Origin of the sequence: Schumannella sp. 10F1B-5-1, assembly GCF_006517535.1 — a bacterium.
Taxonomy (GTDB): domain Bacteria; phylum Actinomycetota; class Actinomycetes; order Actinomycetales; family Microbacteriaceae; genus Schumannella.
This window is the reverse complement of sequence record NZ_VHQH01000039.1, coordinates 393,454-417,013: the sequence shown is the minus strand read 5'-3', so window position 1 is coordinate 417,013 and position 23,560 is coordinate 393,454. Positions and strand designations below refer to the sequence as shown.

The following is a 23,560-nucleotide window of genomic DNA, read 5'->3' as shown; positions in this document are numbered from 1 at the left end:
CACCGCCCCACGCGGGCGACACGACGAAGGCCCCGACCGTCTGGTCGGGGCCTTCGTCGTGTCGGGCGCCGTCCGAGCCGCCGCCGGGCTGCGCCGTGGGCGCGTCTCAGACCTCGCGGCGGGCGAGCACGAGGGGCACGAGGATGTCACGGCTGAGGGGCGCGACGTCGCGGTCGCCGAGGTCGGTCGGATCGACCCAGGCCAGCTCGGCGATCTCGGCGGCGATGCGCGGCTCGGTGCGCAGCGGGGCGTCGTAGACCCACGCATCCACCTCGGTGTCGGGCTCGTTGGCCGCGGCGGCCCGGTGCCGGCCGAGGAAGCCGAGCTCGTCGGTCGCGACCGACAGCCCGAGCTCCTCGGCGAGCTCGCGCACCAGGGCGGCGTCGGGGGCCTCGCCGGGCTCGAGCTTGCCGCCCGGCTGCATGAACGCCGTCGTGCCCTGCTTGCGCACGAACAGCAGCCGGCCGTCGGAACCCTCGATGACCGCGGCGGCGATGCGCAGCACCGCGGGTGCGGGGGTGTCGGCGGCAGGGGCTCCGGTGGAGGGGGAGTCGGACGGATCGAGCGGGACGGCCGCGCTCATCGCACCGGCCAGGCGGTCGGCGCCACGAAGGAGGTGTCGCCCTTCACTCGGTGGATGTAGTCCTGGAAGCTGCGCGCCTGCTCGGCGAACCACATCTCCTGGCGGCCGTGCAGATCCTGCGCGGTCACGGCGAGCTCGTCGGGGAAGGTGCGGGCGATCGCCTGGGCCACGCGCCCTGCGGCGATCGCATCCGCGCCGGCGTCGTGCGCCGCATCCAGATCGACGCCGTAATGCTCGGCGGCGAGCACGAGCGTGCGCTTGCCCTTGCGGTAGCGGTCGACGGCCTTGTCGATCACGAGCGGGTCGATGATCGGGCCGGGCTCGCCGAGCGGCTCGAGGTGGTGCCGCAGCGCCTCGGCGTGCAGCAGGCTGAGGTCGTAGGGCGCGTTGTAGACCACGATCGGGATGCCGCGGTCCATCAGCCGGCGCAGCGTCTCGATGATCTCGGCCACGACGATCGACGCCGGGGCGCCCTCGGCGCGGGCGCGCTCGGTCGTGATGCCGTGCACGGCGCTCGCCTGCTCGGGGATCTCGACGCCCGGATCGGCGAGCCAGTCGTCGCGCTCGAGCACGGCGCCGGTGTGGTCGAGCAGACCGACGTGCGCGCTGACGATCCGTGCCGTGCTGGTGTCGACTCCCGTCGTCTCGAGATCGAAGACGCCCAGCAGGTCGAACCAGTTGCTCATGGCCTCAGGCTAAGACGAGCCACGGACACGGCCGGGCGGCGCGCGCGGGAGCCGCGCATCCCGCGCCCGTTCGGTGTCGGCGTCTCAGTAGTGCTGGGTCGCCGTGAATCGCGGCTGGCCGACGTGAAGCCAGAAGAAGCTCTGCGTTCCGAGCGTGAGGCGCACCTCGCCGTCGTCGCCGATCGTCGGGAACTCCCCGCCGCCGAACAGGTCGAACAGCGGCTCGCCGGCATCCTCGGGCAGGCGGATGCGCGCCGACACCGGGTTGTGGGCGAAGCTGAACACGCACAGGATGCGCTCGGGCGCGTCGCCGAACTGGGTTCCCGAGCCGGGGTAGTCGCGCACGAAGGCCAGCACCGACTCGTGATCGGTGTCGAGCACCTGGATCGAGCCGAGGCCGAAGGTCGGGTGGTTCTTGCGCACGTGGATGACGTTGCGCACCCAGTGCAGCAGCGAGCGCGACTGCGCCAGCTGCGACTCGACGTTGACGAGCGAGTAGTTGTAGACGAGCGACTGCACGACCGGCAGGTAGAGCTTGCCCGGGTCGGCGGTCGAGAATCCGGCGTTGCGATCGGGCGTCCACTGCATGGGCGTGCGCGAGGAGTCGCGATCGGGCAGCCAGATGTTGTCGCCCATGCCGATCTCGTCGCCGTAGTAGAGGAACGGCGATCCCGGCAGCGAGAACAGCAGCGCGTGCGCGAGCTCGAGCTCGGCGCGCGAGTTGTCGAGCAGGGGAGCCAGGCGGCGCCGGATGCCGATGTTCGAGCGCATCCGAGGGTCGTAGGCGTACCAGCCGTACATCGCCTGCCGGTACTCCTCGCTCACCATCTCGAGCGTCAGCTCGTCGTGGTTGCGCAGGAACACCCCCCAGGCGGCGCCCTCGGGCACCTCCTGCGTCTCCGACAGCACGCGCTTGAGCTCCTGCGCCGACTGCGAGCGCAGCGAGTAGAAGATGCGCGGCATGACCGGGAAGTCGAAGGCCATGTGGCACTCCGGCTCCTCCTCGGTGCCGAAGTACTCGGCGACCTCGCTCGGCCACTGGTTCGCCTCGGCGATCAGCACGCGGCCGGGGTAGTCGACGTCGATCATGGCGCGCAGCTTCTTGACGAACTCGTGCGTCTCGGGCTCGCTCTCGCCGTTGCCGTCCTCCGACTCGTAGAGGTAGGGGATCGCATCCAGTCGCAGGCCGTCGACGCCCATGTCGAGCCAGTGCCGCACGACGTCGAAGATCGCGTCGTGCACGGCCGGGTTCTCGAAGTTGAGGTCGGGCTGGTGCGAGAAGAAGCGGTGCCAGAAGAACTGGCGGCGCTCGGAGTCGAAGGTCCAGTTCGAGTCCTCGGTGTCGACGAAGATGATGCGCACGTCGTTGTACTTGTCGTCGGTGTCGCTCCACACGTAGAAGTCGCCGTAGGGCCCGTCGGGGTCGCTGCGCGACTGCTGGAACCACTCGTGCTGGTCGGAGGTGTGGTTGATGACCAGGTCGATGATGATGCGCATGTTGCGCTCGTGCGCCTTGGTCACGAGCTCGCGGAACTCATCCAGGGTTCCGAACTCGGGCAGGATCCCCTTGTAGTCGCTGATGTCGTAGCCGCCGTCGCGCAGCGGCGAGGTGTAGATCGGCGGGATCCAGATGCCGTCGATGCCCAGCCACTGCAGGTAGTCGAGCTTGCCGATCAGGCCGGCCAGGTCGCCGGTGCCGTCGCCGTTCGAGTCGACGAACGAGCGCACCATCACCTCGTAGAACACCGATCTGCGATACCACTGCGGGTTCAGGGCGAGACCGGGCAGGGTGATCGGCGCGGTGAAGGTCACCCTCCTCACCCTAGGCACGGGGTCGGCGCGTGCCCAGAGGCGTTCAGGGTTCGTCCGGGTTGGGCTCGGGTCCGGGATGCGGCGGCCGCGCATCAGGGGAGCGATCGCGGCGTCGGCGGGGGAGCGGCGGCCGCGCATCCTCGGCTCTCTAGACTGGCCGGGATGCCCGTCGCCTCGCCCTACGCCGCCCAGCTCGCCGCCCTGCCCACCCGCACCGGCGAGGTCGTGGCGCGCGGCGCGCGCACCCGGTACTGGGACTACGGCCCCGCAGACGCCCCGGTCGCCCTGGTCGTCGTGCACGGCTACCGCGGCGACCACCACGGCCTCGAGCCCGTGCTCGCGCAGCTGCCGGGCCTGCGCATCATCGCCCCCGATCTGCCCGGCTTCGGGGAGTCGTCGCCGATGGCGGCGGGGGAGCACGGCATCCCGGGCTACGCGGCCTGGCTGGGCGATTTCCTCGACGCGCTCGGGCTGCGCGGAACCGTGCCGCTGCTCGGTCACAGCTTCGGCTCGATCGTGGTCGCGCACGCCCTGGCCGCCGGGCTGACGACGCCGCGCCTGGTGCTGGTGAATCCGATCTCGACCGACCCGATGTCGGGCGTCAACGGCGTGCTCGCGCGCCTGACCCGGCTCTACTACACGGTCGGCCGCAAGCTCCCCGCGCGGGCGGGAGCCGCGTGGCTCGGCAACCCGCTGATCGTGCGCTTCATGTCGGTGACCCTGGCGAAGACGCCGGATGCGCGACTCAAGCGCTGGATCCATGAGGAGCACGGCCGCTACTTCTCCGGCTTCAGCGACCGCGACACCCTCGCCGAGGGCTTCGACGCCTCGCTCAGCACCGATGTCGCGCGCGCCGCCGGTGCGCTCACGATGCCGACCCTGCTGATCGTCGGCTCCGACGACATGATCGCGCCGCTCGCGGGTCAGCGCGCCCTCGCGGCGCAGCTCCCGGATGCGCGGCTCGTCGAGCTGGCCGGCGTCGGGCACCTCGTGCACTACGAGCGCCCGCGCGAGGCCGCGGCCGAGATCGAGCGCTTCCTGGCCGAGGGCGCCGCGTGAGGATCGTCGTCGACTGCCGCTACACCCGCATCGGGCATCACGACGGCATCAGCCGCTACACCGCGCGCGTCGTGGGCGCTCTGGCCGAGCTGCACGACGTGACGATGCTCGTGAACGACGAGCGGCAGCTCGAGATGCTGCCCGACCTGCCGTGGCAGAAGGTCTCGGGGCCCACGAGCGTCCGCGAGCCGTTCATCGCTCGCCAGATCAACCGGCTGAAGCCCGACGTGGTCTGGTCGCCGATGCAGACGATCGGCTCGGCCGGCCGCCGCTACGGGCTCGTGCTGACGCTGCACGACCTCATCTACTACGAGAACCGCACCCCGCCGCGCGACCTGCCCCAGATCATCCGGCTGCTGTGGCGCGTCTACCACCTGTCGTGGTGGCCGCAGCGCTGGCTGCTGAACCGCGCCGACGAGGTCGTGACCGTCTCGGCGACGTCGGAGCGGCTCATCCGGAAGAACCGCCTGACGAAGCGCCGACTCACGGTCGTGACGAACGCGGCCGACGAGCTGGCGCCGCCGGTCGAGCGCGCGGTGGCCGCGGTCGCGACGGCGGACGTCCCGCGCGAGCTCGTCTACATGGGCTCGTACATGCCCTACAAGGGCGTGGATGTGCTGGTGCAGGCTCTGCATCACCTTCCCGGCTACCGGCTGAACCTGCTGAGCCGCATCTCCGACGCCGAGCGCGCGCGGCTGACGGCGCTCGCGCCCTCGCCCGAGAGCGTCGCCTTCGCGAACGGCGCGAGCGACGCCGAGTACGCCGCCGCGCTCGACCGGGCCACCGCCTTCGTGCACGCCTCGCGCGCGGAGGGCTTCGGCATCCCGCTCGTCGAGTCGATGAGCCGCGGGACCCCCGTCGTCGTCAGCGACATCCCGATCTTCCGCGAGGTGGGGGCGGATGCGGCGCTCTATTTCGCGCCGGGTTCGGCTGAGCAGCTGGCCGCCGCCGTGCGCACGCTCGAGGATCCGGCGGAGTGGACGTCGCGGTCGGCCGCCTCGCGCGAGCGGGCCGCCCACTACCGCTGGTCGGATGCCGCCGCGGCGCTCTTCGCGGTGCTGCAACGCGTGCACGCCGCCCGATCCGCGCGCCGCTGAGCGGACAGCCGCTCAGCTGGGCTGACGACCCGGGTCGGCGGAGCGATCCCGCTCAGGCCGGCCGGTGCTCGAGCGCGTTCTGCTGCTCGATGTCGCCGCCCCCGCCGAGCGACTCGGCCTCGATCGAGTCGTCGAAGGCGATCAGCTCGAGCCCGCCCTCGGTCATCCGGAAGCTGTGCACCGAGCCGTTCGTGATCATCGGGTGCTTCGCGTCGGGCTCGGCGGTCTGCAGCACCGAGCGGATCGCGCCGCCGTGGCTGACGACGATGAGCTTCTCGCCGGGATGCGCGTTCGCGAGCTCGCAGAGCGCGGCGACGACGCGCTCGGCGACGTGCTCCCGCGTCTCACGGCCGGGCACCTCCGCGCCCTCGGGGAAGCGCTCCTCGATCTGCTCCCAGGTGAGGCCCTCGGCCTCGCCGTACTCGCGCTCGACGACGCCCAGCACCGGGGTCGGGGTCGGCATCCCGAGCTCGGCCGCGATGATCGACCCGGTCTCCATCGCGCGGCCGAGCGGACTGGCGTAGATGCCGTCCCACTGCCGCCGGGCCAGCAGCCGCCCCGTCGCCTGCGCCTGCGCGCGACCGGTGTCGTTGAGCGGGATGTCGGTCGTGCCCTGGATGCGCCGGGCGAGGTTCCAGTCGGTCTCGCCGTGGCGCACGAGGTACAGCTCGGTCATGGATCCGTCTCTCGGGACCCGGCTCAGGAGGTCAGACGCTCGGCGAGAGCGCCGAGCACCTCCGAGGTCCCCGCGTCGATCTTAAGCGTCGCCCGGGCGTCGCCCTTGGTCGTGCCGCGGTTGACGATCACGATCGGGATGCGCCGCTTGGCGGCCTGGTCAAGCAGCCGGATGCCGGAGTTCACGGTCAGCGACGACCCGGCGATCACGAGCGCTTCGGCCCCGCGGACGAGCGCGCTCGCCTCGGCGAACTTCTCGGTCGGCACGAACTCGCCGAAGAAGACGACCTCGGGCTTGAGGTCGCCGCCGCACACCGTGCACTCGGGCACGATCATGTCGCCGTAGGCCTCGATCGCGACGTCGCCGTCGGGGTTGAGCTCGACGCTCTCGGGTGCGTTCAGCCAGGGGTTCGCGTCGGCCATGCGCTGGGCGATGCCGTCGCGGGCGAAGATCTGGCCGCAGCGCAGGCAGCGCACGCGGTCGGAGGAACCGTGGATGTCGACGACCCGCCGCGATCCGGCCCGCAGGTGCAGCCCATCCACGTTCTGGGTGACGACGCCGTTCGCGACGCCGGCGAGCTCGAGCGCGGCAACGGCGCGGTGGCCGGCGTTCGGCCGCACCTCGGTGAAGCGGCGCCAGCCGAGGTGGCTGCCCGCCCAGTAGCGCTTGCGCGCGGTCGGGTCGCCGAGGAAGTGGCTGATGGTCATCGGGTTGACGACGCGCGAGCCCTCGCCGCGGTAGTCGGGGATGCCGGAGTCGGTGCTGATGCCGGCGCCGGTCAGGATCGCGATCGGCCGCCCGGTCAGGATCGCGGCCATGGCGTCGACCGCCTCGTCGAGTCCGGCGCTGCGCACCGCGGGTTCGCCGGCCGTGCTGGTGCTCGTCACGCGGCGACCTCCTCTCCGGCGACGACCCGTCGGGAGCGGTCGTGCCTCGCCAGACTAAACGCACGAGTTTTCGGATATGTTTCCGCGAGTGCAGCTGATCGAGATCGACGACCCCGCCGATCCGCGGCTCGAGGACTACAACCGCCTCACCGACGTCGTGCTGCGGCGCAAGACCGAGCCCGAAGGCGGCCTGTACATCGCCGAGTCGACCAAGGTCGTCGAGCGCGCTCTCGCCGCCGGGCATCGCCCGCGCTCGGTTCTGCTGCAGCGCAAGTGGCTCGACGAGATCGGTCCGCTCGTCGAGAGCTACGACATCCCCGTCTTCGTGGGGGAGTCGAGCGTGCTCGAGCAGCTCACCGGCTACGTCATGCACCGCGGCGCGCTCGCCTCGATGCACCGGCCGGCGCTCCGCCCGGTCGCCGAGCTGCTTATCCGTGCGCGCCGCGTCGTCGTGATCGAGGACGTCGTCGATCACACCAACGTCGGCGCGATCTTCCGCGCGGTCGCCGGGCTCGGCGCCGACGCCGTGCTCGTCACGCCGCGCTGCGCCGACCCGCTCTATCGGCGTGCGGTGCGGGTCAGCATGGGCACGGTGCTGCAGGTGCCGTGGACGCGACTGGCCGAGTGGCCCGAGGGCGCCGACCAGCTGCATGCCGCCGGCTTCGAGATCGCGGCGCTGGCGCTGGCCGACGACGCCGTTCCGCTCGACGTCTACGCGGCCGCGGCGCCGGAGCGCGTCGCGCTGCTGCTCGGCACCGAGGGCGACGGGCTGAGCCGGGCCGCGCTGCGCGACGCCGACCGGGTCGTCACGATCCCCATGCTGCACGGTGTCGACTCGCTCAACGTGGCCGCAGCGAGCGCCGTGGCGCTGTGGGCGCTGCGGCCGGGCGCCGGAGCGGCCTGAGCGGGCATCCACCGCTTTCGACTCTCTCCGCGCCGTCCGCTCTTCCGCGCCGGACGCGCCGCCGAGTAGGCTCGCGCCACCCGAGACGGGAGGCCGCCATGTCCGACCCGAGCAGCAGCGCGAAGCCCGGCAGAGCCGCGAGCCCCGGAGGTGTGGTGAGCCCGGGGAGTGCCGCGGGCCCGCCCACGGGCGACGGCAAGGGACTCGCCACCGGGCAGCTCGGCCTGATCGGGTCGACCGTGATCGGGCTCGCCTCCACCGCCCCCGTCTACTCGCTGGCGGCGACCCTCGGCTTCGTCGTCGTCGCGGTCGGCCAGCAGGCGCCGATCGCGATGCTGCTCGCGTTCGTGCCGATGTTCTTCATCGCCTTCGCCTACCGAGAGCTCAACACGGCCGTGCCCGACTGCGGCACCACCTTCACCTGGGCGACGAAGGCCTTCGGGCCGAGGCTCGGGTGGATGGGCGGCTGGGGCGTCGCCGTCGCCGGCATCATCGTGCTCGCGAACCTGGCGCAGATCGGCGGCAAGTACTTCTGGCTGCTGCTCGGCCAGGAGGACCTGGCCTCGAACATCGCCGTGCAGACGATCACGGGCGTCGTGTTCATCGCGCTCATGGTCTACGTGAGCTACCGCGGCCTCGAGATCGGCGAGCGCCTGCAGAACGTGCTGCTCGCCATCCAGTACCTGGCGCTCATCCTGTTCGTCGTCTTCGCCGTGGTCGCCCTCGCGACCGGCCAGGCGCCGGCCGGGGCGGCGCCGCCCGAGCTCGACTGGTTCGACCCCTTCGCCTTCTCCGACTTCCACAGCTTCACCGAGGCGGTGCTGCTCGCGCTCTTCATCTACTGGGGCTGGGATACCTGCCTCGCCCTCAACGAGGAGACCAAGGACCCCGCGCGCATCCCGGGCCGGGCCGCGCTGCTGTCGACCGTCATCCTCATGGTCACCTACGTCGGCGTCACGGTCGCGGCGATGGCCTACGCCGGCCTCGGCTCGAGCGGCATCGGGCTCGGCAACGAATCGAACGCCGAAGACGTCTTCTTCGCGGTCAAGGATGCGCTGTTCGGTCCCTGGGCCTGGCTGCTGGTGCTCGCGGTCATGATCTCGGCGATCTCGTCGACGCAGACGACGATCCTGCCCACGGCGCGCGGCACCCTCGCGATGGCGGTCTACGGCGCCCTGCCCGAGCGCTTCGGCCGCGTGCATCCCCGATTCAAGACGCCCGGGTTCTCGACGCTCGTGATGGGCGTCATCGCGGTCGCGTTCTATGTCGGCATGACGCTGATCAGCGAGAACATCCTGGCCGACACGATCCTCTCGCTCGGGCTCGCGATCGCGTTCTACTACGGCATCACCGGCTTCGCCTGCGTCTGGTACTTCCGCGACTCGCTGTTCTCGAGCGCCCGCAACGTCGTCTACCGCCTCGTGTTCCCGCTGCTCGGCGGGCTCATGCTGCTCGGAGCCTTCGTGGTCAGCGCGATCGACATGCTCGACCCCGACTACGGCTACACGGTGCTGCTCGGCGTGGGCGGCGTCTTCGTCGTCGGCGTCGGATCGCTCGCGCTCGGCGTCGTGCTGATGATCGTGTGGTCGCTCTTCCCGGCGTCGAAGCCGTTCTTCCGCGGCGAGAGCCTCAACCGCGACACCGCGGTGCTCGTGCCCGACGAGGAGGTCGACTACGGCCGCAGCGTCGACGGCGGGCGGGTCTGACGGCTGCCACGGGCGGGTCTGAGCGCTGCCGCGGGCGGGTCTGACCGGATGCGCATCCTCGCCCGACTAGCCTGAGGCGGTGCCATCGCAACGCCCGACCCGATCGCGCGCGCAGGTCTACCGTCGCCGCCGTCTCGTCGTGGGCACGGGGCTCGCGCTCGTCGTCGCCCTGCTCGTCTACCTGCCGCTGACCCTGCTCGCGCCCGTCGCGAAGGCCTCGGCGCAGACCATCCCGTCGACCGCCGGACCGCAGGCCGCGGCCGCGCCGGATTTCCCCGGCTACGGCGTCGGCGCGATCGGCGCGATCGGCTGGGATGGCGTGCTCGCCGAATCCGGAGACGGACAGCCTCACGCGATGGCCTCGATCACGAAGATCGTCACCGCGATGGTCGTGCTCGAGAAGCATCCGCTCGGCGCCGACGAGGACGGCCCCTCGGTCACCATGTCGGCGACGGATGCGGGCTACTACTCCTACTACCAGCGCCAGAACGGCGCGGTGAAGCCGGTCAAGGCGGGCGACGTCTACACCGAGCGCGAGCTGCTGCAGCTGGCGCTCATCGAGTCGGCCGCCAACTACGCGCAGACGATCGCCGTGTGGGCCTACGGCAGCGAGGACGCCTACCTCGCGGCGGCGAAGGACTGGCTGGCCTCGAAGGGCCTGAACTCCACGACGGTCGCCGACACCATCGGACTCGACCCGAACAGCCGCAGCACCGCGAGCGACCTCGTGCAGCTCGGCAAGCTCGCCCTGGCGCAGCCCGCCCTGGCGCAGATCGTCGACACCAAGAAGGCGGACATCCACGGCGTCGGCGAGGTCGAGAACACCAACTACCTGCTTGGCCATGACGGGGTGGACGGCATCAAGACCGGAACGCTCGACGGCTACGGCGCGAACCTGCTGTTCTCGGCCAGCTGGAAGATCGGCGGCCACGCCGTGCGCGTCGTCGGCGTCGTGCTCGGCGCGCCCGACCATCGCACCCTCAAGGGCGATCTGGTCAACCTGCTGCAGTCGACGCATGATGGTTTCCACTCGGTTGACGTCTCGGCAGAGGGCACCGCCTTCGCGTCGTATCGCACGGTGTGGGGCCAGAAGACCCAGGCGGTCGCGGCCGCGAAGAAGAGCCTGCTGGTCTGGTCGGACACGCCGGTCGCCGTCGCCGTCACCGCGGATCCCACCGGGGTCGCGGTCAAGGGCGCCGACGTCGGAAAGGCCACCTTCACCGCGGGGCCGAACACCGTGACCGTGCCGCTCGAGCTCTCGAAGGGCGTCACCGACCCGGGCGCCTGGTGGCGCCTGACGAATCCGGGCTCTCTGGGCTGACGCGGGCGGACTCCGCCACCGCGCGACACGGCTCTTCTAGCCTGCAGACTGAGATCGTCGATCTAGGCTCGCAGACGTGGGGCACATTCTGGACTCGGGAAGAGTGATCGACGCGGGGCTGCGTCGAGCGCAGGCCGAGGTCTTGCTTAACGCTTGGAACGAAGGCATCTCCGCAGAGCAGGTCGCGCGGACACTGGACTCTCGGGGCTTTCCGCGCACGCCAGCGCTCGAACAGCTGTGGGCCTGGCACAACGGGTTCGACCCGGACCTCACACCCCTGATCGGTCAGAGCTGGATCATGCCGGGTTTCTTCCTGCTCAGCGCCGAAGAGGCGATCGAGTACTACGACGAGCTCAATTCGTTCGGACGGTGGAACGACGGGTGGCTTCCCGTGCTCGCCGACGGCGCCGGTGACTTCGTCTTCCTCGATTACTACGTCGAAGGCCCGCCTGCCCGGCGCTATTACAACGACGAGGACGAGCAGCCCTTCATCCACCGCGACCTCGAGCATCTCCTCGGCACGATCGCGGCGGGATTCGAGTCAGGGGTGATCCATCGGGGCCCACGCGGCTCGCTCGAGATGGATCACGAACAGTTCGACGCCCTCGCGAAGCGGCTCAACCCGGGAGTCCCGTGGTGGGACTGAGCTGGTGGCCACGGCAGTCTCGATCCGCTCGGGGCTCCCGAGACTCGACTCCTGTCTCCACCGCCGATGACGGCGATCCCGCGGCCATGCGCATCCCTCGTTTCGGAGACATGGGTCTCGCGCCGCTCTGGCGCAACCGAGTCGTGGCCGAGACCGCGCGCGCCAGCGCCGGCGCCATTCCTGCCGACGCTGACACGCTCGCGGTGTCGATTCACGGCGATTCGGTACGCATCGAACTAGAGATGGTGGTGCCTTCGGACGAGGCAACGGCTTCGATTCGTGGCATCGGCGCAGCACTGAGCGCCCGACTGGATCCCGGAGTGCGAGTCATTGCCGGCGTGGTGAGCGGTCGCACGACTCCGCCGGGGCGAGACGCGGCGACGATCTACCGTCGTCACGTCGACCGATATCCGAGCGATGGCCAGCGTTGGCCGGCAGGGACCGTCGAGGCGATCACGACGAACGACCCAGACTCGCGCAACTGGTGCGACTATCTCGTGGCCTTGTCGACGGAGGCGCTCTGTGGTCTCGTTCCGCCGGGTGCTGCGGCGGTCGGCGTCGTGTGCGGCGTCGACGCTGTCGAGTTGGTCTTCGCTCTGACCGAGCCGAATGACCTCGACGAGGACGACATCTACGACATCGCCGATGGTCTCGACGATCAGCTCAGCCCCGGAGTGGCCGTGACGGTCCGACGAGAGAAGGCGTCGACGGCTCGTGACCTGGGCGACGCGATCTTCGCCACTGCCGCTTTCGCCGCCAGCCGCGGACTCACGACGACCTGAGAATCCGCGAGGCTCAGCGCCGACCGTGGGTGTCGGGCTTGGCCGCCGACTCCGCGCGCATCGCCGCGATCGGGCCGGGCACCGGGCGCTTCGGGTCGATCCCGTCACCCGACGACTGGTGCCGGATGCGCCGCAGCACCCAGGGCACGAGGTACTCGCGCGCCCAGCCGAGATCGTCGGCCCGCGCCTCGCGCCAGTGCCGCACCGGGGCGGGGCCGGGGTCGGAGGCCACCAGATCGTTCTCGACGTTGAGAGCGTCGAGCACCATGCGGGCGATCGTGTGGTGGCCGAGCGGCGAGAAGTGCAGCCGGTCGGGCGCCCACATGCGCGGGTCAGCGAGCTCGCGCAGCGCCCACATGTCGGCCACGATCGCGTCGTGCTTCAGCGCGACGGCGCGCACGTTCTCGTTGTAGATCGCGACCTTGCCCCGGATGCGGCTGAGCACCGGGGTCATGCCGATGTCGGGCCCGGTGAACAGCACGACGGTCGCGCCGTCGCGACTCAGCCGCTCGACGCCGCCGTCCAGGCGCGAGGCGACCTCGTCGGGGTCGGTGCCGGGGCGGATGATGTCGTTGCCGCCGGCGGAGATCGTCACCAGGTCCGGGCGCAGCGCGAGGGCCGCATCCACCTGCTCGTCGAGGATCTGCTGCAGCAGACGGCCGCGGATGGCGAGGTTCGCGTAAGCGAGGTCGTGACCGCGGTCGTCGTCACCGGACTCGTCGGGAGCGGCGTCGGCGTCGCCGGCCAGCACCTCGGCGACCCGGTCGGCCCAGCCGCGGTGCCCGCCCGGACTGCCCGGATCGGGGTCGCCGATGCCCTCGGTGAACGAGTCGCCGATCGCGACGTAGCGCGACCACGGATGCCGTCGGTCCATGCCCTCAGGATGCCGCATCCCACAGACGCGCGGCCAGGTCGATGAGCTCGCGGGCGGCGTTCAGGAATGCACGGCGAGCGCCCAGACGGCGCCCAGGCAGTTCCTCGTTGCCCTCGTCTGGGTGCAGTGCCACGGTGGATTCAGGCCCGGCAACGGGCCGTGCACTCACCCTGTGCACCAGACCGACTGGGAGGTCGAACGATGGGAATTCTCGCCTGGATCGTGCTCGGGCTGATCGCCGGAGCCATCGCGAAGCTGATCCTTCCGGGCAAGCAGCCCGGAGGCATCATCGCGACGATCGTGATCGGAATCATCGGCGGCCTCGTCGGCGGATTCATCGGCGGCGCGCTGTTCGGCGGCGCCGATGTCACCGGCATCAACCTCGGCAGCATCATCCTCGCGGTGATCGGCTCGATCATCGTGCTGCTCGTCTATGGCCTCATCGTGGGCCGCAAGGGCGGCGCGAAGGCCTGACCGCCGCGTCACAGCGCTGGGCGTCGATCCTCCGGGATCGGCGCCCTTCTGCGTGTCCGGGCGCATGCGCTGTGCTTGTCCGCGACAAGGCGACCTGGCATCCGGTGGCTGACCCCTCAGATCAGCGGTCGCGGAGCTCGCTGAGGGGTGGGAAGATCGTGCCATGCCTCCCACCAGCGGCCCGGTCTCGTCCCGCACCCTCCGCCTGTCGATCATCGCGTTGTCGGCGGCAGTCGCGCTCGCCTCGACGGTTGCACAGCCGGCTCGCGCCGCGGCGCCGGGTTCTGTGACGGGAATGATCAGTTTCGTCGATCCAACGACGCAGCAGACTCGCCCGGCGGTGGGCGTGACGATCGCGCTCGAGAAGCCGAACGCGCTGGGCCAGGCGGTCGCATCTCAGGTGAGCGACGACGACGGCGGGTTCGAGTTCACCGGGGTCGAAGCCGGTGACTATGTGCTCAGCGCGCACGACTTGCGCAGCGGCCCAGGCAGCACTGGGATCACTCGCCAGTACTATCAGTACTCGGCTCGGCCCGAGACGGCGATCCGTGTTCCCGATGGCGGCACTTACACGGTGCAGTCCTGGCAGGCGTTCCGGGGAGCCGCGCTCACCGTCGGCGTCGCATCGGCATGTGACTCTCCGACGGCGACCACCACGGCGCAGTTGCAGGTGAGCCCGCAGTTCCCCCCGTTCGGCTTCTCGATAATCGAGCCCGTGACACCGCCCGCCATCGGCGGTGGCGTGATCAGCTTCACCGGTTTGCACGCCAACGGTGAGGCGTACATGGTTCGGGTTCAGACCGTTGGCAGGCGGGGCGTCTGCTCACGCGTCCTCGGGCCGTATTACCTGAAAGCCGGCGAGGCCCGCGACATCGATTCACCTGCCCTGCGCAAGGTCGGGGGAGGAATCGACTTCGACGGCGACGCCAAGAGCGATGTGGTCGTGCGCACGTCGGGCGGCGACCTGATCAATTATCGGGGGAATGGCGGTGCCGGCTGGCTACAGACGCAGCAGATCGGGTACGGCGGCTGGAACAACATGAATCTGGTCTTCAACGCGACCGGATTCGGTGCGATCGGTGAGCCCGATGTGCTGGGCCGTGACGCCGCTGGCAACCTGTATCTCTACCGTGGGTATGGCATGCCGGGGACGACCTGGTCGAGGACGAACGAGCTGGTCGGACGCGGCTGGAATGTGATGACCGCTGTCTTCAGCCCGGGCGATTTCGACGGCGATGGCGTCGCTGATGTGCTTGCTCGGGACGTGTCGGGGAACCTGTGGCTATACCCGGGTGACGGGTCTGGCGGCTTCAAATCCCGCAGCCTCGCCGGTGCGGGTTGGAACATCTTCGACAGCATCCTCGCTGGCGACGATTACAACGGAGATGGCGACGTAGACGTGCTCGCTCGCACTCGCAGCGGTGCGCTGTTCGCTTACTACGGCGACGGCGCCGGCGGATGGACCAACGCCCGAGGCGTGCAGGTCGGATCAGGGTGGAACATCTTCGACGCGATCATCAACGCGGGAGATTTCGACGGCGATGGCTTCGCGGATGTGCTTGCGCGCGACGCGGGCAACGGCAACCTCGTCATGTACCGCAGCAACGCTCGAGGCGGCTGGATAGCAGGCGGGACCGGACGAGTCGTCGGGTGGGGCTGGGGCGGTCTCACCTTCCTCGATTGACGGGCGCCGCCGGATTGTCCGCTGCGCCGCGCATGTCGGCGGCGGGTGCGAGGATGTGCGCGTGAGCAAGCAGGACGGGCGGGGTCGGCAGGTCACCGACGCCGACACCGGCGACCTCACCGCCACCGTGCTGCACGTCGACATGGATGCGTTCTACGCCTCGGTCGAGCTGCTGCAGCGCCCCGAGCTGCGCGGCAAGCCGGTCATCGTCGGCCACGACTCCACGCGCAGCGTCGTCACGGCCGCCACCTACGAGGCGCGACGCTACGGCGTCAACTCGGCCATGCCGATGTCGGTCGCGTTGCGGCTGTGCCCGAACGCGATCGTGCTCGAGCCGCACTTCGAGCTCTACAGCGCCGCCTCGACGGCGGTCATGCGCATCCTGGGTGACGTCACCCCGATGGTCGAGCAGCTCAGCATCGACGAGGCCTTCCTGGATGTGTCGGGCGCGCTGCGGCTGATGGGCTCTCCGTGGCAGATCGGCACGGCGATCCGCGCGCGGGTGCTGCGCGAGACGCAGCTCGTCTGCTCGGTGGGCGCGGGCGCGACGAAGTTCGTCGCCAAGCTCGCGTCGTCGCGGTCCAAACCCGACGGGCTGCTCGTGGTGCCCCGCGACGCGACCCTCGGCTTCCTGCATCCGCAGCCGGTGTCGGCGCTGTGGGGCGTCGGCGCGACGACCGAGGAGAAGATCACCCGGCTCGGCATCCGCTCGGTCGGCGACCTCGCCACGACGCCGGTCGACACGCTGCGGCGCGCGATCGGCGACGCCGGCGCCCAGCGCCTGCACGACCTCGCCTGGGGCCGCGACCCGCGCGCGGTGACGCTCGAGCGCGAGGAGAAGAGCATCGGGCACGAGACGACCTTCGAGCGCAACGTGAGCGATCGCGGAGAGCTGCACCGCGAGCTGCTGCGGCTCGCCGACGGCGTCGGATCGCGCCTGCGGGCGAACGGCGTCACGGCCCGCACGGTCGTGCTGAAGCTGCGCTTCGGCGACTTCTCGACCATCACCCGCTCGCGCACGCTGAGCGACCCGACCGACGTGAGCCGCCGCATCTACGAGGCCGCGCGCGAGCTCTACGATCAGGCGTCGCAGGGCGGCCGTCCCGTGCGGCTGATCGGCGTGCGCGCCGAGCAGCTCGGCGGAGGGGCGGCGGGGCTCGCGCTCTGGGACGACGACGAGCAGTGGCGCGACGCCGAGTCGACAGTGGATGCGGTCACCCAGCGGTTCGGCACGGCCGCCCTGCGTCCCGCCACGCTCCTCAACGGCCAGACGCGGCGGCGCATGCGGATCGAGTAGATCGGGGCGTTCGTGTCGTGCTCGTCCCGTGATCGACCCCTGATCGACCCGTCTCCCCGGCGACACGCCCGAGGGAGGCCGTGACACCCCGCCCGACCCTGCCCGTGTCGCCACCCTGACCTACCATCGAGGAACGATGACCGACACCTCCGCGAGCAGTGCCGCCTTCCGCGCCACCGCCGCCGCGGACCATCTCTCGCCGGCCTTCCCCGATCGCGCCGCCCGCGGCACCGTCACCAAGCTGCGAGCCTGGCAGCAGGAGGCGCTCGACGCCTACGCCGCCGCCGGCCAGAAGGACTTCCTCGTCGCCGCGACCCCTGGCGCGGGAAAGACGACCTTCGCGCTCCGTCTCGCCAGCACGCTGCTGCAGGAGCGCGTCATCGACCGCGTCACCGTCGTCGCGCCGACCGAGCACCTCAAGGTGCAGTGGGCGGATGCGGCGCACCGGGCCGGCATCCACCTCGACCCGCGCTTCAGCAACCGCCACCGGCGCGAGGGGCGCGGCTATCACGGCGTCGTCGTGACCTACGCGCAGGTCGCCGTGCGCGCGGCGCTGCACCGCCAGCTGACCGAGTCGGCGCGCAGTCTCGTGATCCTCGACGAGGTGCACCACGCCGGCGACGCGCTGAGCTGGGGCGACGCCGTGCGCGAGGCCTTCGAACCGGCCGAGCGGCGGCTGTCGCTGTCGGGCACGCCGTTCCGCAGCGACACCGCGCCGATCCCCTTCGTCGACTACGCGCCGAACGAGCGCGGCATCCGCCTCTCGCGCACCGACTACAGCTACGGCTACGGGCACGCGCTGCGCGACGGCGTCGTGCGCCCGGTGATCTTCCTCTCCTACGCCGGCTCGATGCGCTGGCGCACCCGCCAGGGCGACGAGATGGAGGCGCGGCTCGGGCAGGACGACACCAAGGACGTCACCTCGCAGGCCTGGCGCGCGGCGCTCGACGCCGGCGGCGAGTGGATCCCCGCCGTGCTCACCGCCGCCGACCGCCGCCTGACCGAGGTGCGCCACGCGATCCCGGATGCGGGCGGTCTCGTGATCGCGACCGACCAGACCCAGGCGCGCGCCTACGCCGAGATCCTCACCCAGCGCACCGGACGCGAGCCGGTCGTCGTGCTCTCCGACGACGTCGGCGCGAGCGAGCGCATCGAGCAGTTCTCGAACGGCGACCAGCGCTGGATGGTGGCGGTGCGCATGGTGTCGGAGGGGGTCGACGTGCCGCGGCTCGCCGTCGGGGTCTACGCGACCAGCGCATCCACGCCCCTGTTCTTCGCCCAGGCGATCGGCCGCTTCGTGCGCGCCCGCCGTCGTGGTGAGCTCGCGTCGATCTTCGTGCCGAGCGTGCCCGTGCTGACCGAGCTGGCCGCCCAGCTCGAGCGGGAGCGCGACCACGCCCTCGACAAGGACAGCGACGACGAGACCGGACTCGACGACTCGCTCATCGAGAGCGCGAACCGCGAGGAGAAGGCCTCGGAGGCCCTCGTCGACGAGTTCACCTGGCAGGCGCTCGGCTCGGTCGCCGAGTTCGAGAAGGTCATGTACGACGGGCACGAGTTCGGCACGCTCGCCGAGCCGGGGAGCGACGAGGAGTGGGACTTCATCGGCCTGCCCGGGCTGCTCGAACCCGAGCAGGTCAGCGACCTGCTGCGGCAGCGTCAGGCGCGACAGTCGCGCCGCGCCGAGGAGCGACGCCGCTCGCTGCCCGAGTCGGAGCGCGTCGCCGCCGCGGCCGCGGAGCCCGTCGCCCTGCACCGCACCATGGCCGAGCAGCGCCGTCTGCTCAACAGCCTCGTCTCCATCCAGGCCCGCAACAGCGGCATGACCCACGGACAGGTGCATGCCGAGGTGCGCCGGCTCTGCGGCGGCCCAGAGGTCGCGCGGGCGACCGTCGTGCAGCTGCAGGCCCGCATCGAGCACCTGCGCCGGCGCCTGCACGGGACCTGACCGGGAGCCGACCGTCACCGTGGGGTGCGCGGCGCCGCCCGTAGGGTCGACGACGATGCAGACCTTCCTGCCGTTTCCGTCGTTCGCCGAGTCGGCGGCCGTGCTCGATCGGGCGCGGCTCGGCAAGCAGCGTGTCGAGACACTGCAGCTGCTGCGCGCGAACACCGTGCCCGACTACGGGTGGCGTCATCATCCAGCCGCGCGGATGTGGGCGGGGCGTCTGCCGGCGCTCGTGCTCTACGGACTCGCGATGACCGATCGCTGGATCGCCGAGGGTCACGCCGACACGGTGCGCGACCAGCTGCTCGAGTTCGCGCCCGAGGCGGATGGCGCCGCGGAGTCGTCGATCGAGATGCCGAGCTGGCTCGGAGACGCGGCGCTGCATCTCAGCCACCGCTCTAATCTGGTGCGCAAGGATCCGGAGTTCTACCGGCCCCTGTTCGGCGGCATCCCCGACGACCTGCCCTACGTCTGGCCCGCGGGCGACGCCTGACGCGGTCTCACGCCGTCAGAGCGGGGCAGTGCGCGCCACTCCGGTTCGTCCCTCGGCCGCGCAGCGGGATGAACTAGAGCTCGTGGCGGCGCGGTGTGCGGGTTGTGGTGTGAATCAGTGCGCGCCGCCGCGCCAAGCGGTGAGGAACTGCGCCGTCGCCTCGTCGTGGATGACGTCGTCGTCGGCGGCGCGCAGCACCGGATACGGGGTCTCGGGCACGCCGTCGAGCGGACGCACGTCGAGGTGCTCGACCTCGTAGCCGAGCTCGTGCAGGGCGTCGGCCATGGCGTAGTCGCTGCGGGAGTCGCCGGCCGTGTACCAGCGGCGGGGCAGCGGTCCGCGCGCCTGGATCAGCTCGAGCGCCCGGCGCGCCCCCAGGTCTTTGCCGGTCTCGCGGTGCTCGATGTCGGTGGAGATGATGGTCGGGTCGATGCGGAACGACTCGATGAGATCGTGCTCGGTCATGAAGGCGAGCATCTCGGCATCGAAGCGCGCCTGAGCCTGGCGGTAGTCGCCGTTGTCGACCTCGACGTTCTGCTCGACCGAGACCATCGTGAGCTTGGTCTCATCGAAGAACATGAGGTCGCGGTAGCGGGCGGCGACGACCTCACGGGCGACGTCGCCCAGCTCGGCGGGCGTGCTGAGACGCGGGTCGGTGCGCACGGGGCCGACGAGGTCGGCAGCGCTCCGGTCCAGCGAGAACTAGCTGCCGCCTTTCTCGCAGATCGCGTGCACGGGCGCGGCGCTGTCGAGGCCGGCCTCGACGAGGGCGGGGATGACGACCTCGCGGATGAAGGCATCCGAGCGCCCGGTGTTGAACACGACCGGGTTGCCGGCGTTCGCGATGGCGACGAGGTCGCTCGCGATGCTCGGAATCGCGACGGTGCGGGTGATCGGGCTGGCGATCGGACCGTCGACGTCGAGCAGCAGGCCGAGGCGGGGGGTCTCACTCACGGGTCGATCCTCCCATTCCGGCGAGCCCGCACCGGTCGCCCGACCCGCTGCTCACTGGAAGTCCCGGCTGCGGTGCTTGACGTCGAGGCGCAGCGGCTCGATGCGGTCGGCGAGCACGTTGGTGACGCCCTCGCTGCTGCGTTCGAGCATGCCCCGCACGATCAGGGCGGGGGAGTCGCGCACGACCCGGCGGTAGCGCCCCCACACGCCCATCGACACGATCACGTTCGTGAGGCCGGTCTCGTCTTCGAGGTTGAGGAAGGTGATGCCGCTCGCGGTCGCCGGGCGCTGGCGGTGCGTGACGACGCCGGCCACTTCGATGCGCCGCCCGCTCTCGCCCGTGCGCAGGCCGGCCGAGGTGAGCACCTTCCGTTCGTCGAGCCGGGGCCGCAGGTGATGCAGCGGATGGTCGTCGACGCTGACGCCGGTGGCCCAGAGGTCGGCGGCGAGGGTCTCGAATCCGGTCGGGTCGGGGAACAGCGGCGGCTGCACGGTCACGACCGTGCCGGGCAGGAACTCGGCGCGGTCCTGCGCGGCGCTGCCCGCGCGCCACAGCGCCGAGCGGCGGCTGAGGCCGAAGCACTCGAGCGCGCCGGCCGAGGCGAGCGCCTCGAGCTGCGGCGTCGTGAGGCCGGTGCGCCGCACCAGGTCCTCCATGTCGCGGTAGGCGCCGCCGCGCACCCGTTCGGCGACGATCCGCTTCGCGACGGCGTCGCCGATGCGGGTGACCGAGGCGAGCCCGAGCCGCACGGCCAGGTTGCCGTCGCGGCGGTGCGCCGCATCCTCGTTCGGTGCGGCGGGGTCGAATCGATCGACCTCGGGCTGCAGCCGCTCGGCGCAGGCATCGCGCCCGGTGACCGTCTGCGGTGAGGCCGGTCCTCCCGCGGGCGCGAGCGGCGCATCCGGGTCGAGCGGCTCGACCCCGGCCTGCCAGTCGGAGCGCTGCAGGTCGGGCCGGCGCACCTCGACGCCGTGCCGGCGCGCGTCGGCGGTGAGCGACGAGGCGGAGTAGAAGCCCATCGGCTGCGAGCGCAGCAGCCCGGCGAGGAAGACGGCGGGGTGGTGCAGCTTGAGCCACGACGAGGCGTAGACGAGCAGAGCGAAGCTGAGACTGTGGCTCTCGGCGAAGCCGAAGTTCGCGAAGGCCTGGATCTTGCCGTAGATGTCGTCGGCGACCTCGCCGACGAGTCCGTTCTCGGCCATCCCCTCGTAGAGCTTGGCCTTGAGCCGGTCGATGCGCTCGAGCCCGCGCTTCGAGCCCATCGCCCGGCGCAGCTGGTCGGCGTCCTCGCCCGTGCAGCCGCCGACGGCGACGGCCATCTGCATCAGCTGCTCCTGGAACACGGGCACCCCGAGCGTGCGCTCGAGCGGGCCGACGAGCTTGGGATGCAGGTAGCTGATCGGCTCCTGCCCGAGCTTGCGGCGCACGAAGGGATGCACGGCGCCGCCCTGGATCGGCCCGGGGCGCACGAGCGCGATCTGCACGACGAGGTCGTAGAAGCGCCGCGGCTGCAGGCGCGGCAGCAGGCCCATCTGCGCCCGTGACTCGACCTGGAACACCCCGATCGAGTCGGCGCGGCAGAGCATGTCGTAGACGCCGGCCTCCTCCTTGGGCAGGGTCGCGAGCGTCCAGTCCTCGCCCGTGCCGGCGCGCAGCAGGTCGAAGCAGTGCTGCAGGGCGGCGAGCATCCCCAGGCCGAGCAGGTCGAACTTGACGAGCCCCATCCAGGCGCAGTCGTCTTTGTCCCACTGCACGACCGTGCGCTTCTCCATCCGCGCGTGCTCGATCGGCACGACCTCGCCGACGGGACGCTCGGTCAGCACCATGCCGCCCGAGTGGATGCCGAGGTGGCGGGGGAACTTCAGCAGCTGCGTCGCCAGGCCGATCACCGATTCGGGGATGTCGTTGCCCTCGTCGCTGGTGAGCTGCGCACCCCAGCGCTCGACCTGCTTCGACCAGGCGTCCTGCTGGCCGGGGGAGTGCCCGAGCGCCTTCGCCATGTCGCGCACGGCGTTCTTGGGGCGGTACTGGATGACGTTCGCCACCTGCGCGGCCCGCTCGCGACCGTAGTGATCGAAGACGTGCTGGATGACCTCCTCGCGCCGGTCGGAGTCGAAGTCGACGTCGATGTCGGGCTCCTCGTCGCGCAGGCTGGAGAGGAAGCGCTCGAACGGCAGCCGGTAGAAGATCGCGTCGACGGCGGTGATGCCGAGCAGGTAGCAGACGGCCGAGTTGGCCGCGGATCCCCGGCCCTGGCAGAGGATGCCCTCGCCCTTCGCGAAGCTCACGATCTCGTGCACGATCAGGAAGTAGCCGGGGAAGTCCTTCGTCTCGATCACCGCGAGCTCGCTCTCGATGCGCTCGCGCACGGCGTCGTCGGCGTCGGGGTAGACGCGGGGCACCGCATCCCAGACCAGGTGGCGCAGCCACGACATCGGGGTGTGCCCCTCGGGCACCTGCTGCCGCGGCAGCTTAGGCCGGGCGGTGCGCAGGGTGAAGGCGAGCTCGTCGGCCAGCTCGACCGTGCGCTCGATGGCACCGGGATAGCGGAAGAAGCGCTCGCGCATCTCGCGCCCGCTGCGCAGGTGCGCGGCGCCGGAGGGCGGCAGCCAGCCCTCGAGCTCGTCGAGGCTGCGCTGCGCGCGCACGGCGGCGACGGCGGTCGCAAGCGGATGCCGGTCGGGGGTCGCGTAGTGCACGTTGCCGGTCGCGATCACCGGCAGGCCGCGCAGTGCGGCGAGCGCGGCCAGCACGTCGTTGCGCTCGCTGTCGAGCGGCTCGCCGTGGTCGAAGATCTCGACGACCACGTTGCCGGCGCCGAACAGCTCGACCAGGCGGTCGAGCTCGGCGAGGGTCTGCGGGAAGGGCGGGGGCTCGGTGGCGGCCCCGCGCCGGACGTCGTCGTGATCGGCTCGATTCCCGACGGCGCCGTTCTGGTCGGCATCGCCCTGCTGCGCGCGGCGCCGGGCCTGCGGCAGCTCGCGCTCGAGGGCCTGGCGCACGGCGCCCTTGCGGCATCCGGTCAGCACGACCCAATGCCCCTCGGCCCGCCGGCCCAGATCGGCGAGGTCGTAGATCGGCCGCCCCTTCTCGCCGCCGGCCAGCTGGGCGGCCGTGATGGCGGCCGAGAGCCGGTGGTAGCCCTCCTCTCGCCGTGCCAGCACGAGCAGATGAGTGCCCTCGGGGTCGGCCTCGCCGTTCTGCGGACCCGACAGCCCGAGCGACAGCTCGGCGCCGAACACGGTCTTCACCTGCGCGGGCTCGGCGGCCTCGGCGAAGCGGACGATGCCGTAGAAGCCGTCGTGGTCGGTCAGCGCGAGCGCGTGCAGACCCAGCCGCTCGGCCTCCTCGATGAGCTCCTCGGGGCCGGATGCGCCGTCGAGGAAGCTGTAGCTCGAGTGCGCGTGCAGCTCGGCGTAGGGCAGGGCGTCGGCGGCGCGCACGACGTCGCCGGGCGCCTGGTAGCGCGGGCGCTTCGGGCCCCAGGCCGGGCTGTCGCCGCCGTCGACGTCGCCGGGCTTCTCGCTCGGGCGCCGCACGTCGGAGAGCGCGCGCTCGAACTCCGACCACGGGATCGGGGGGTTGCTCCAGCCCATCAGCGCACCGCCCGATCGCGTGCCGCCGTGACGTGCGCCGCATCCCGCGTGGCCACATCGTCGGGGGCGGGGTCTACGCT

22 protein-coding genes are annotated in these 23,560 nt (G+C 71.1%); 12 read left to right on the top strand and 10 right to left on the bottom strand.

Going from position 1 to position 23,560, the window contains the following annotated elements; genetic code table 11:
- Nucleotides 1-106: 106 nt before the first annotated feature.
- From FJ658_RS12690 to treS, 3 genes are all read right to left on the bottom strand, one after another.
- Complete coding sequence (locus FJ658_RS12690) at nucleotides 107-583, bottom strand: NUDIX domain-containing protein (protein ID WP_141145730.1); 477 nt, start codon at nucleotides 581-583, stop codon at nucleotides 107-109.
- Nucleotides 580-1,269 (bottom strand): exonuclease domain-containing protein, encoded by a 690-nt coding sequence (locus FJ658_RS12685; protein ID WP_141145729.1) that lies wholly within the window; start codon nucleotides 1,267-1,269, stop codon nucleotides 580-582. The genes FJ658_RS12690 and FJ658_RS12685 overlap by 4 nt, the downstream gene beginning before the upstream one ends.
- 84 nt (nucleotides 1,270-1,353) lie before the next feature.
- A complete protein-coding gene (gene treS / locus FJ658_RS12680; protein ID WP_141145728.1) occupies nucleotides 1,354-3,081 on the bottom strand; it encodes a maltose alpha-D-glucosyltransferase in 1,728 nt (575 codons plus the stop codon).
- A gap of 162 nt (nucleotides 3,082-3,243) precedes the next feature.
- On the opposite strand from treS, the gene FJ658_RS12675 reads away from it, so the two are divergent.
- Nucleotides 3,244-4,140 (top strand): alpha/beta fold hydrolase, encoded by an 897-nt coding sequence (locus FJ658_RS12675; protein WP_141145727.1) that lies wholly within the window; start codon nucleotides 3,244-3,246, stop codon nucleotides 4,138-4,140.
- Nucleotides 4,137-5,237: a glycosyltransferase family 1 protein gene (locus FJ658_RS12670; RefSeq protein ID WP_141145726.1), complete on the top strand. Its 1,101-nt coding sequence runs from the start codon at nucleotides 4,137-4,139 to the stop codon at nucleotides 5,235-5,237. The genes FJ658_RS12675 and FJ658_RS12670 overlap by 4 nt, the downstream gene beginning before the upstream one ends.
- Before the next feature lie 52 nt (nucleotides 5,238-5,289).
- On the opposite strand, the gene FJ658_RS12665 is transcribed toward FJ658_RS12670, so the two are convergent.
- Both FJ658_RS12665 and FJ658_RS12660 read right to left on the bottom strand, forming a co-directional pair.
- Complete coding sequence (locus tag FJ658_RS12665) at nucleotides 5,290-5,913, bottom strand: histidine phosphatase family protein (RefSeq protein ID WP_141145725.1); 624 nt, start codon at nucleotides 5,911-5,913, stop codon at nucleotides 5,290-5,292.
- Nucleotides 5,914-5,936: 23 nt separating this feature from the next.
- A complete protein-coding gene (locus FJ658_RS12660; protein WP_141145887.1) occupies nucleotides 5,937-6,731 on the bottom strand; it encodes a Sir2 family NAD-dependent protein deacetylase in 795 nt (264 codons plus the stop codon).
- Nucleotides 6,732-6,888: 157 nt separating this feature from the next.
- On the opposite strand from FJ658_RS12660, the gene FJ658_RS12655 reads away from it, so the two are divergent.
- From FJ658_RS12655 to FJ658_RS12635, 5 genes are all read left to right on the top strand, one after another.
- Entirely contained in the window at nucleotides 6,889-7,704 is an 816-nt protein-coding gene (locus FJ658_RS12655) for an RNA methyltransferase (RefSeq protein WP_141145724.1), read from the top strand.
- 98 nt (nucleotides 7,705-7,802) lie between these two features.
- The gene (locus FJ658_RS12650; RefSeq protein WP_141145723.1) at nucleotides 7,803-9,410 is read left to right on the top strand and encodes an APC family permease; all 1,608 of its coding nucleotides are present in this window, start codon (nucleotides 7,803-7,805) and stop codon (nucleotides 9,408-9,410) included.
- 79 nt (nucleotides 9,411-9,489) lie between these two features.
- A complete protein-coding gene (locus FJ658_RS12645) occupies nucleotides 9,490-10,731 on the top strand; it encodes a D-alanyl-D-alanine carboxypeptidase family protein (protein WP_141145722.1) in 1,242 nt (413 codons plus the stop codon).
- A 76-nt stretch (nucleotides 10,732-10,807) separates the two neighbouring features.
- Nucleotides 10,808-11,377, top strand: coding sequence for an SMI1/KNR4 family protein (locus tag FJ658_RS12640; RefSeq protein WP_141145721.1), 570 nt, complete (start codon nucleotides 10,808-10,810; stop codon nucleotides 11,375-11,377).
- Between the two features lie 110 nt (nucleotides 11,378-11,487).
- The gene (locus FJ658_RS12635) at nucleotides 11,488-12,159 is read left to right on the top strand and encodes a hypothetical protein (RefSeq protein ID WP_141145720.1); all 672 of its coding nucleotides are present in this window, start codon (nucleotides 11,488-11,490) and stop codon (nucleotides 12,157-12,159) included.
- Between the two features lie 13 nt (nucleotides 12,160-12,172).
- Here the strand turns inward: FJ658_RS12635 and FJ658_RS12630 are convergent, their stop codons facing one another.
- Together FJ658_RS12630 and FJ658_RS16880 are read right to left on the bottom strand one after the other, a co-directional pair.
- Complete coding sequence (locus FJ658_RS12630; protein WP_141145719.1) at nucleotides 12,173-13,033, bottom strand: SGNH/GDSL hydrolase family protein; 861 nt, start codon at nucleotides 13,031-13,033, stop codon at nucleotides 12,173-12,175.
- 4 nt (nucleotides 13,034-13,037) lie between these two features.
- Nucleotides 13,038-13,166: a hypothetical protein gene (locus FJ658_RS16880; protein ID WP_255447710.1), complete on the bottom strand. Its 129-nt coding sequence runs from the start codon at nucleotides 13,164-13,166 to the stop codon at nucleotides 13,038-13,040.
- A gap of 68 nt (nucleotides 13,167-13,234) precedes the next feature.
- Here FJ658_RS16880 and FJ658_RS12625 point away from each other — a divergent pair, with 68 nt between their 5' ends.
- The 5 genes from FJ658_RS12625 (at nucleotide 13,235) to FJ658_RS12605 (ending at nucleotide 18,929) form a co-directional block, all read left to right on the top strand.
- The gene (locus FJ658_RS12625; protein ID WP_141145718.1) at nucleotides 13,235-13,507 is read left to right on the top strand and encodes a GlsB/YeaQ/YmgE family stress response membrane protein; all 273 of its coding nucleotides are present in this window, start codon (nucleotides 13,235-13,237) and stop codon (nucleotides 13,505-13,507) included.
- 163 nt (nucleotides 13,508-13,670) lie between these two features.
- Nucleotides 13,671-15,191: an FG-GAP-like repeat-containing protein gene (locus FJ658_RS12620; protein ID WP_141145717.1), complete on the top strand. Its 1,521-nt coding sequence runs from the start codon at nucleotides 13,671-13,673 to the stop codon at nucleotides 15,189-15,191.
- Nucleotides 15,192-15,252: 61 nt separating this feature from the next.
- Nucleotides 15,253-16,488, top strand: a complete 1,236-nt coding sequence (dinB, locus tag FJ658_RS12615) for a DNA polymerase IV (RefSeq protein WP_141145716.1) — start codon at nucleotides 15,253-15,255, stop codon at nucleotides 16,486-16,488.
- 136 nt (nucleotides 16,489-16,624) lie between these two features.
- Entirely contained in the window at nucleotides 16,625-18,436 is a 1,812-nt protein-coding gene (locus FJ658_RS12610; protein ID WP_141145715.1) for a DEAD/DEAH box helicase, read from the top strand.
- Between the two features lie 55 nt (nucleotides 18,437-18,491).
- On the top strand, nucleotides 18,492-18,929 hold the full coding sequence (locus FJ658_RS12605; RefSeq protein WP_141145714.1) for an MSMEG_6728 family protein: 438 nt from the start codon (nucleotides 18,492-18,494) through the stop codon (nucleotides 18,927-18,929).
- 114 nt (nucleotides 18,930-19,043) lie between these two features.
- Here the strand turns inward: FJ658_RS12605 and FJ658_RS12600 are convergent, their stop codons facing one another.
- From FJ658_RS12600 to FJ658_RS12595, 3 genes are read right to left on the bottom strand one after another with little or no spacing between them, the layout of a single operon-like run.
- Nucleotides 19,044-19,592, bottom strand: coding sequence for a hypothetical protein (locus FJ658_RS12600; RefSeq protein ID WP_370454799.1), 549 nt, complete (start codon nucleotides 19,590-19,592; stop codon nucleotides 19,044-19,046).
- A 39-nt stretch (nucleotides 19,593-19,631) separates the two neighbouring features.
- On the bottom strand, nucleotides 19,632-19,883 hold the full coding sequence (locus FJ658_RS17000) for a hypothetical protein (RefSeq protein WP_370454798.1): 252 nt from the start codon (nucleotides 19,881-19,883) through the stop codon (nucleotides 19,632-19,634).
- A gap of 51 nt (nucleotides 19,884-19,934) precedes the next feature.
- Complete coding sequence (locus FJ658_RS12595) at nucleotides 19,935-23,480, bottom strand: error-prone DNA polymerase (RefSeq protein WP_141145713.1); 3,546 nt, start codon at nucleotides 23,478-23,480, stop codon at nucleotides 19,935-19,937.
- Nucleotides 23,481-23,560 lie beyond the last annotated feature (80 nt).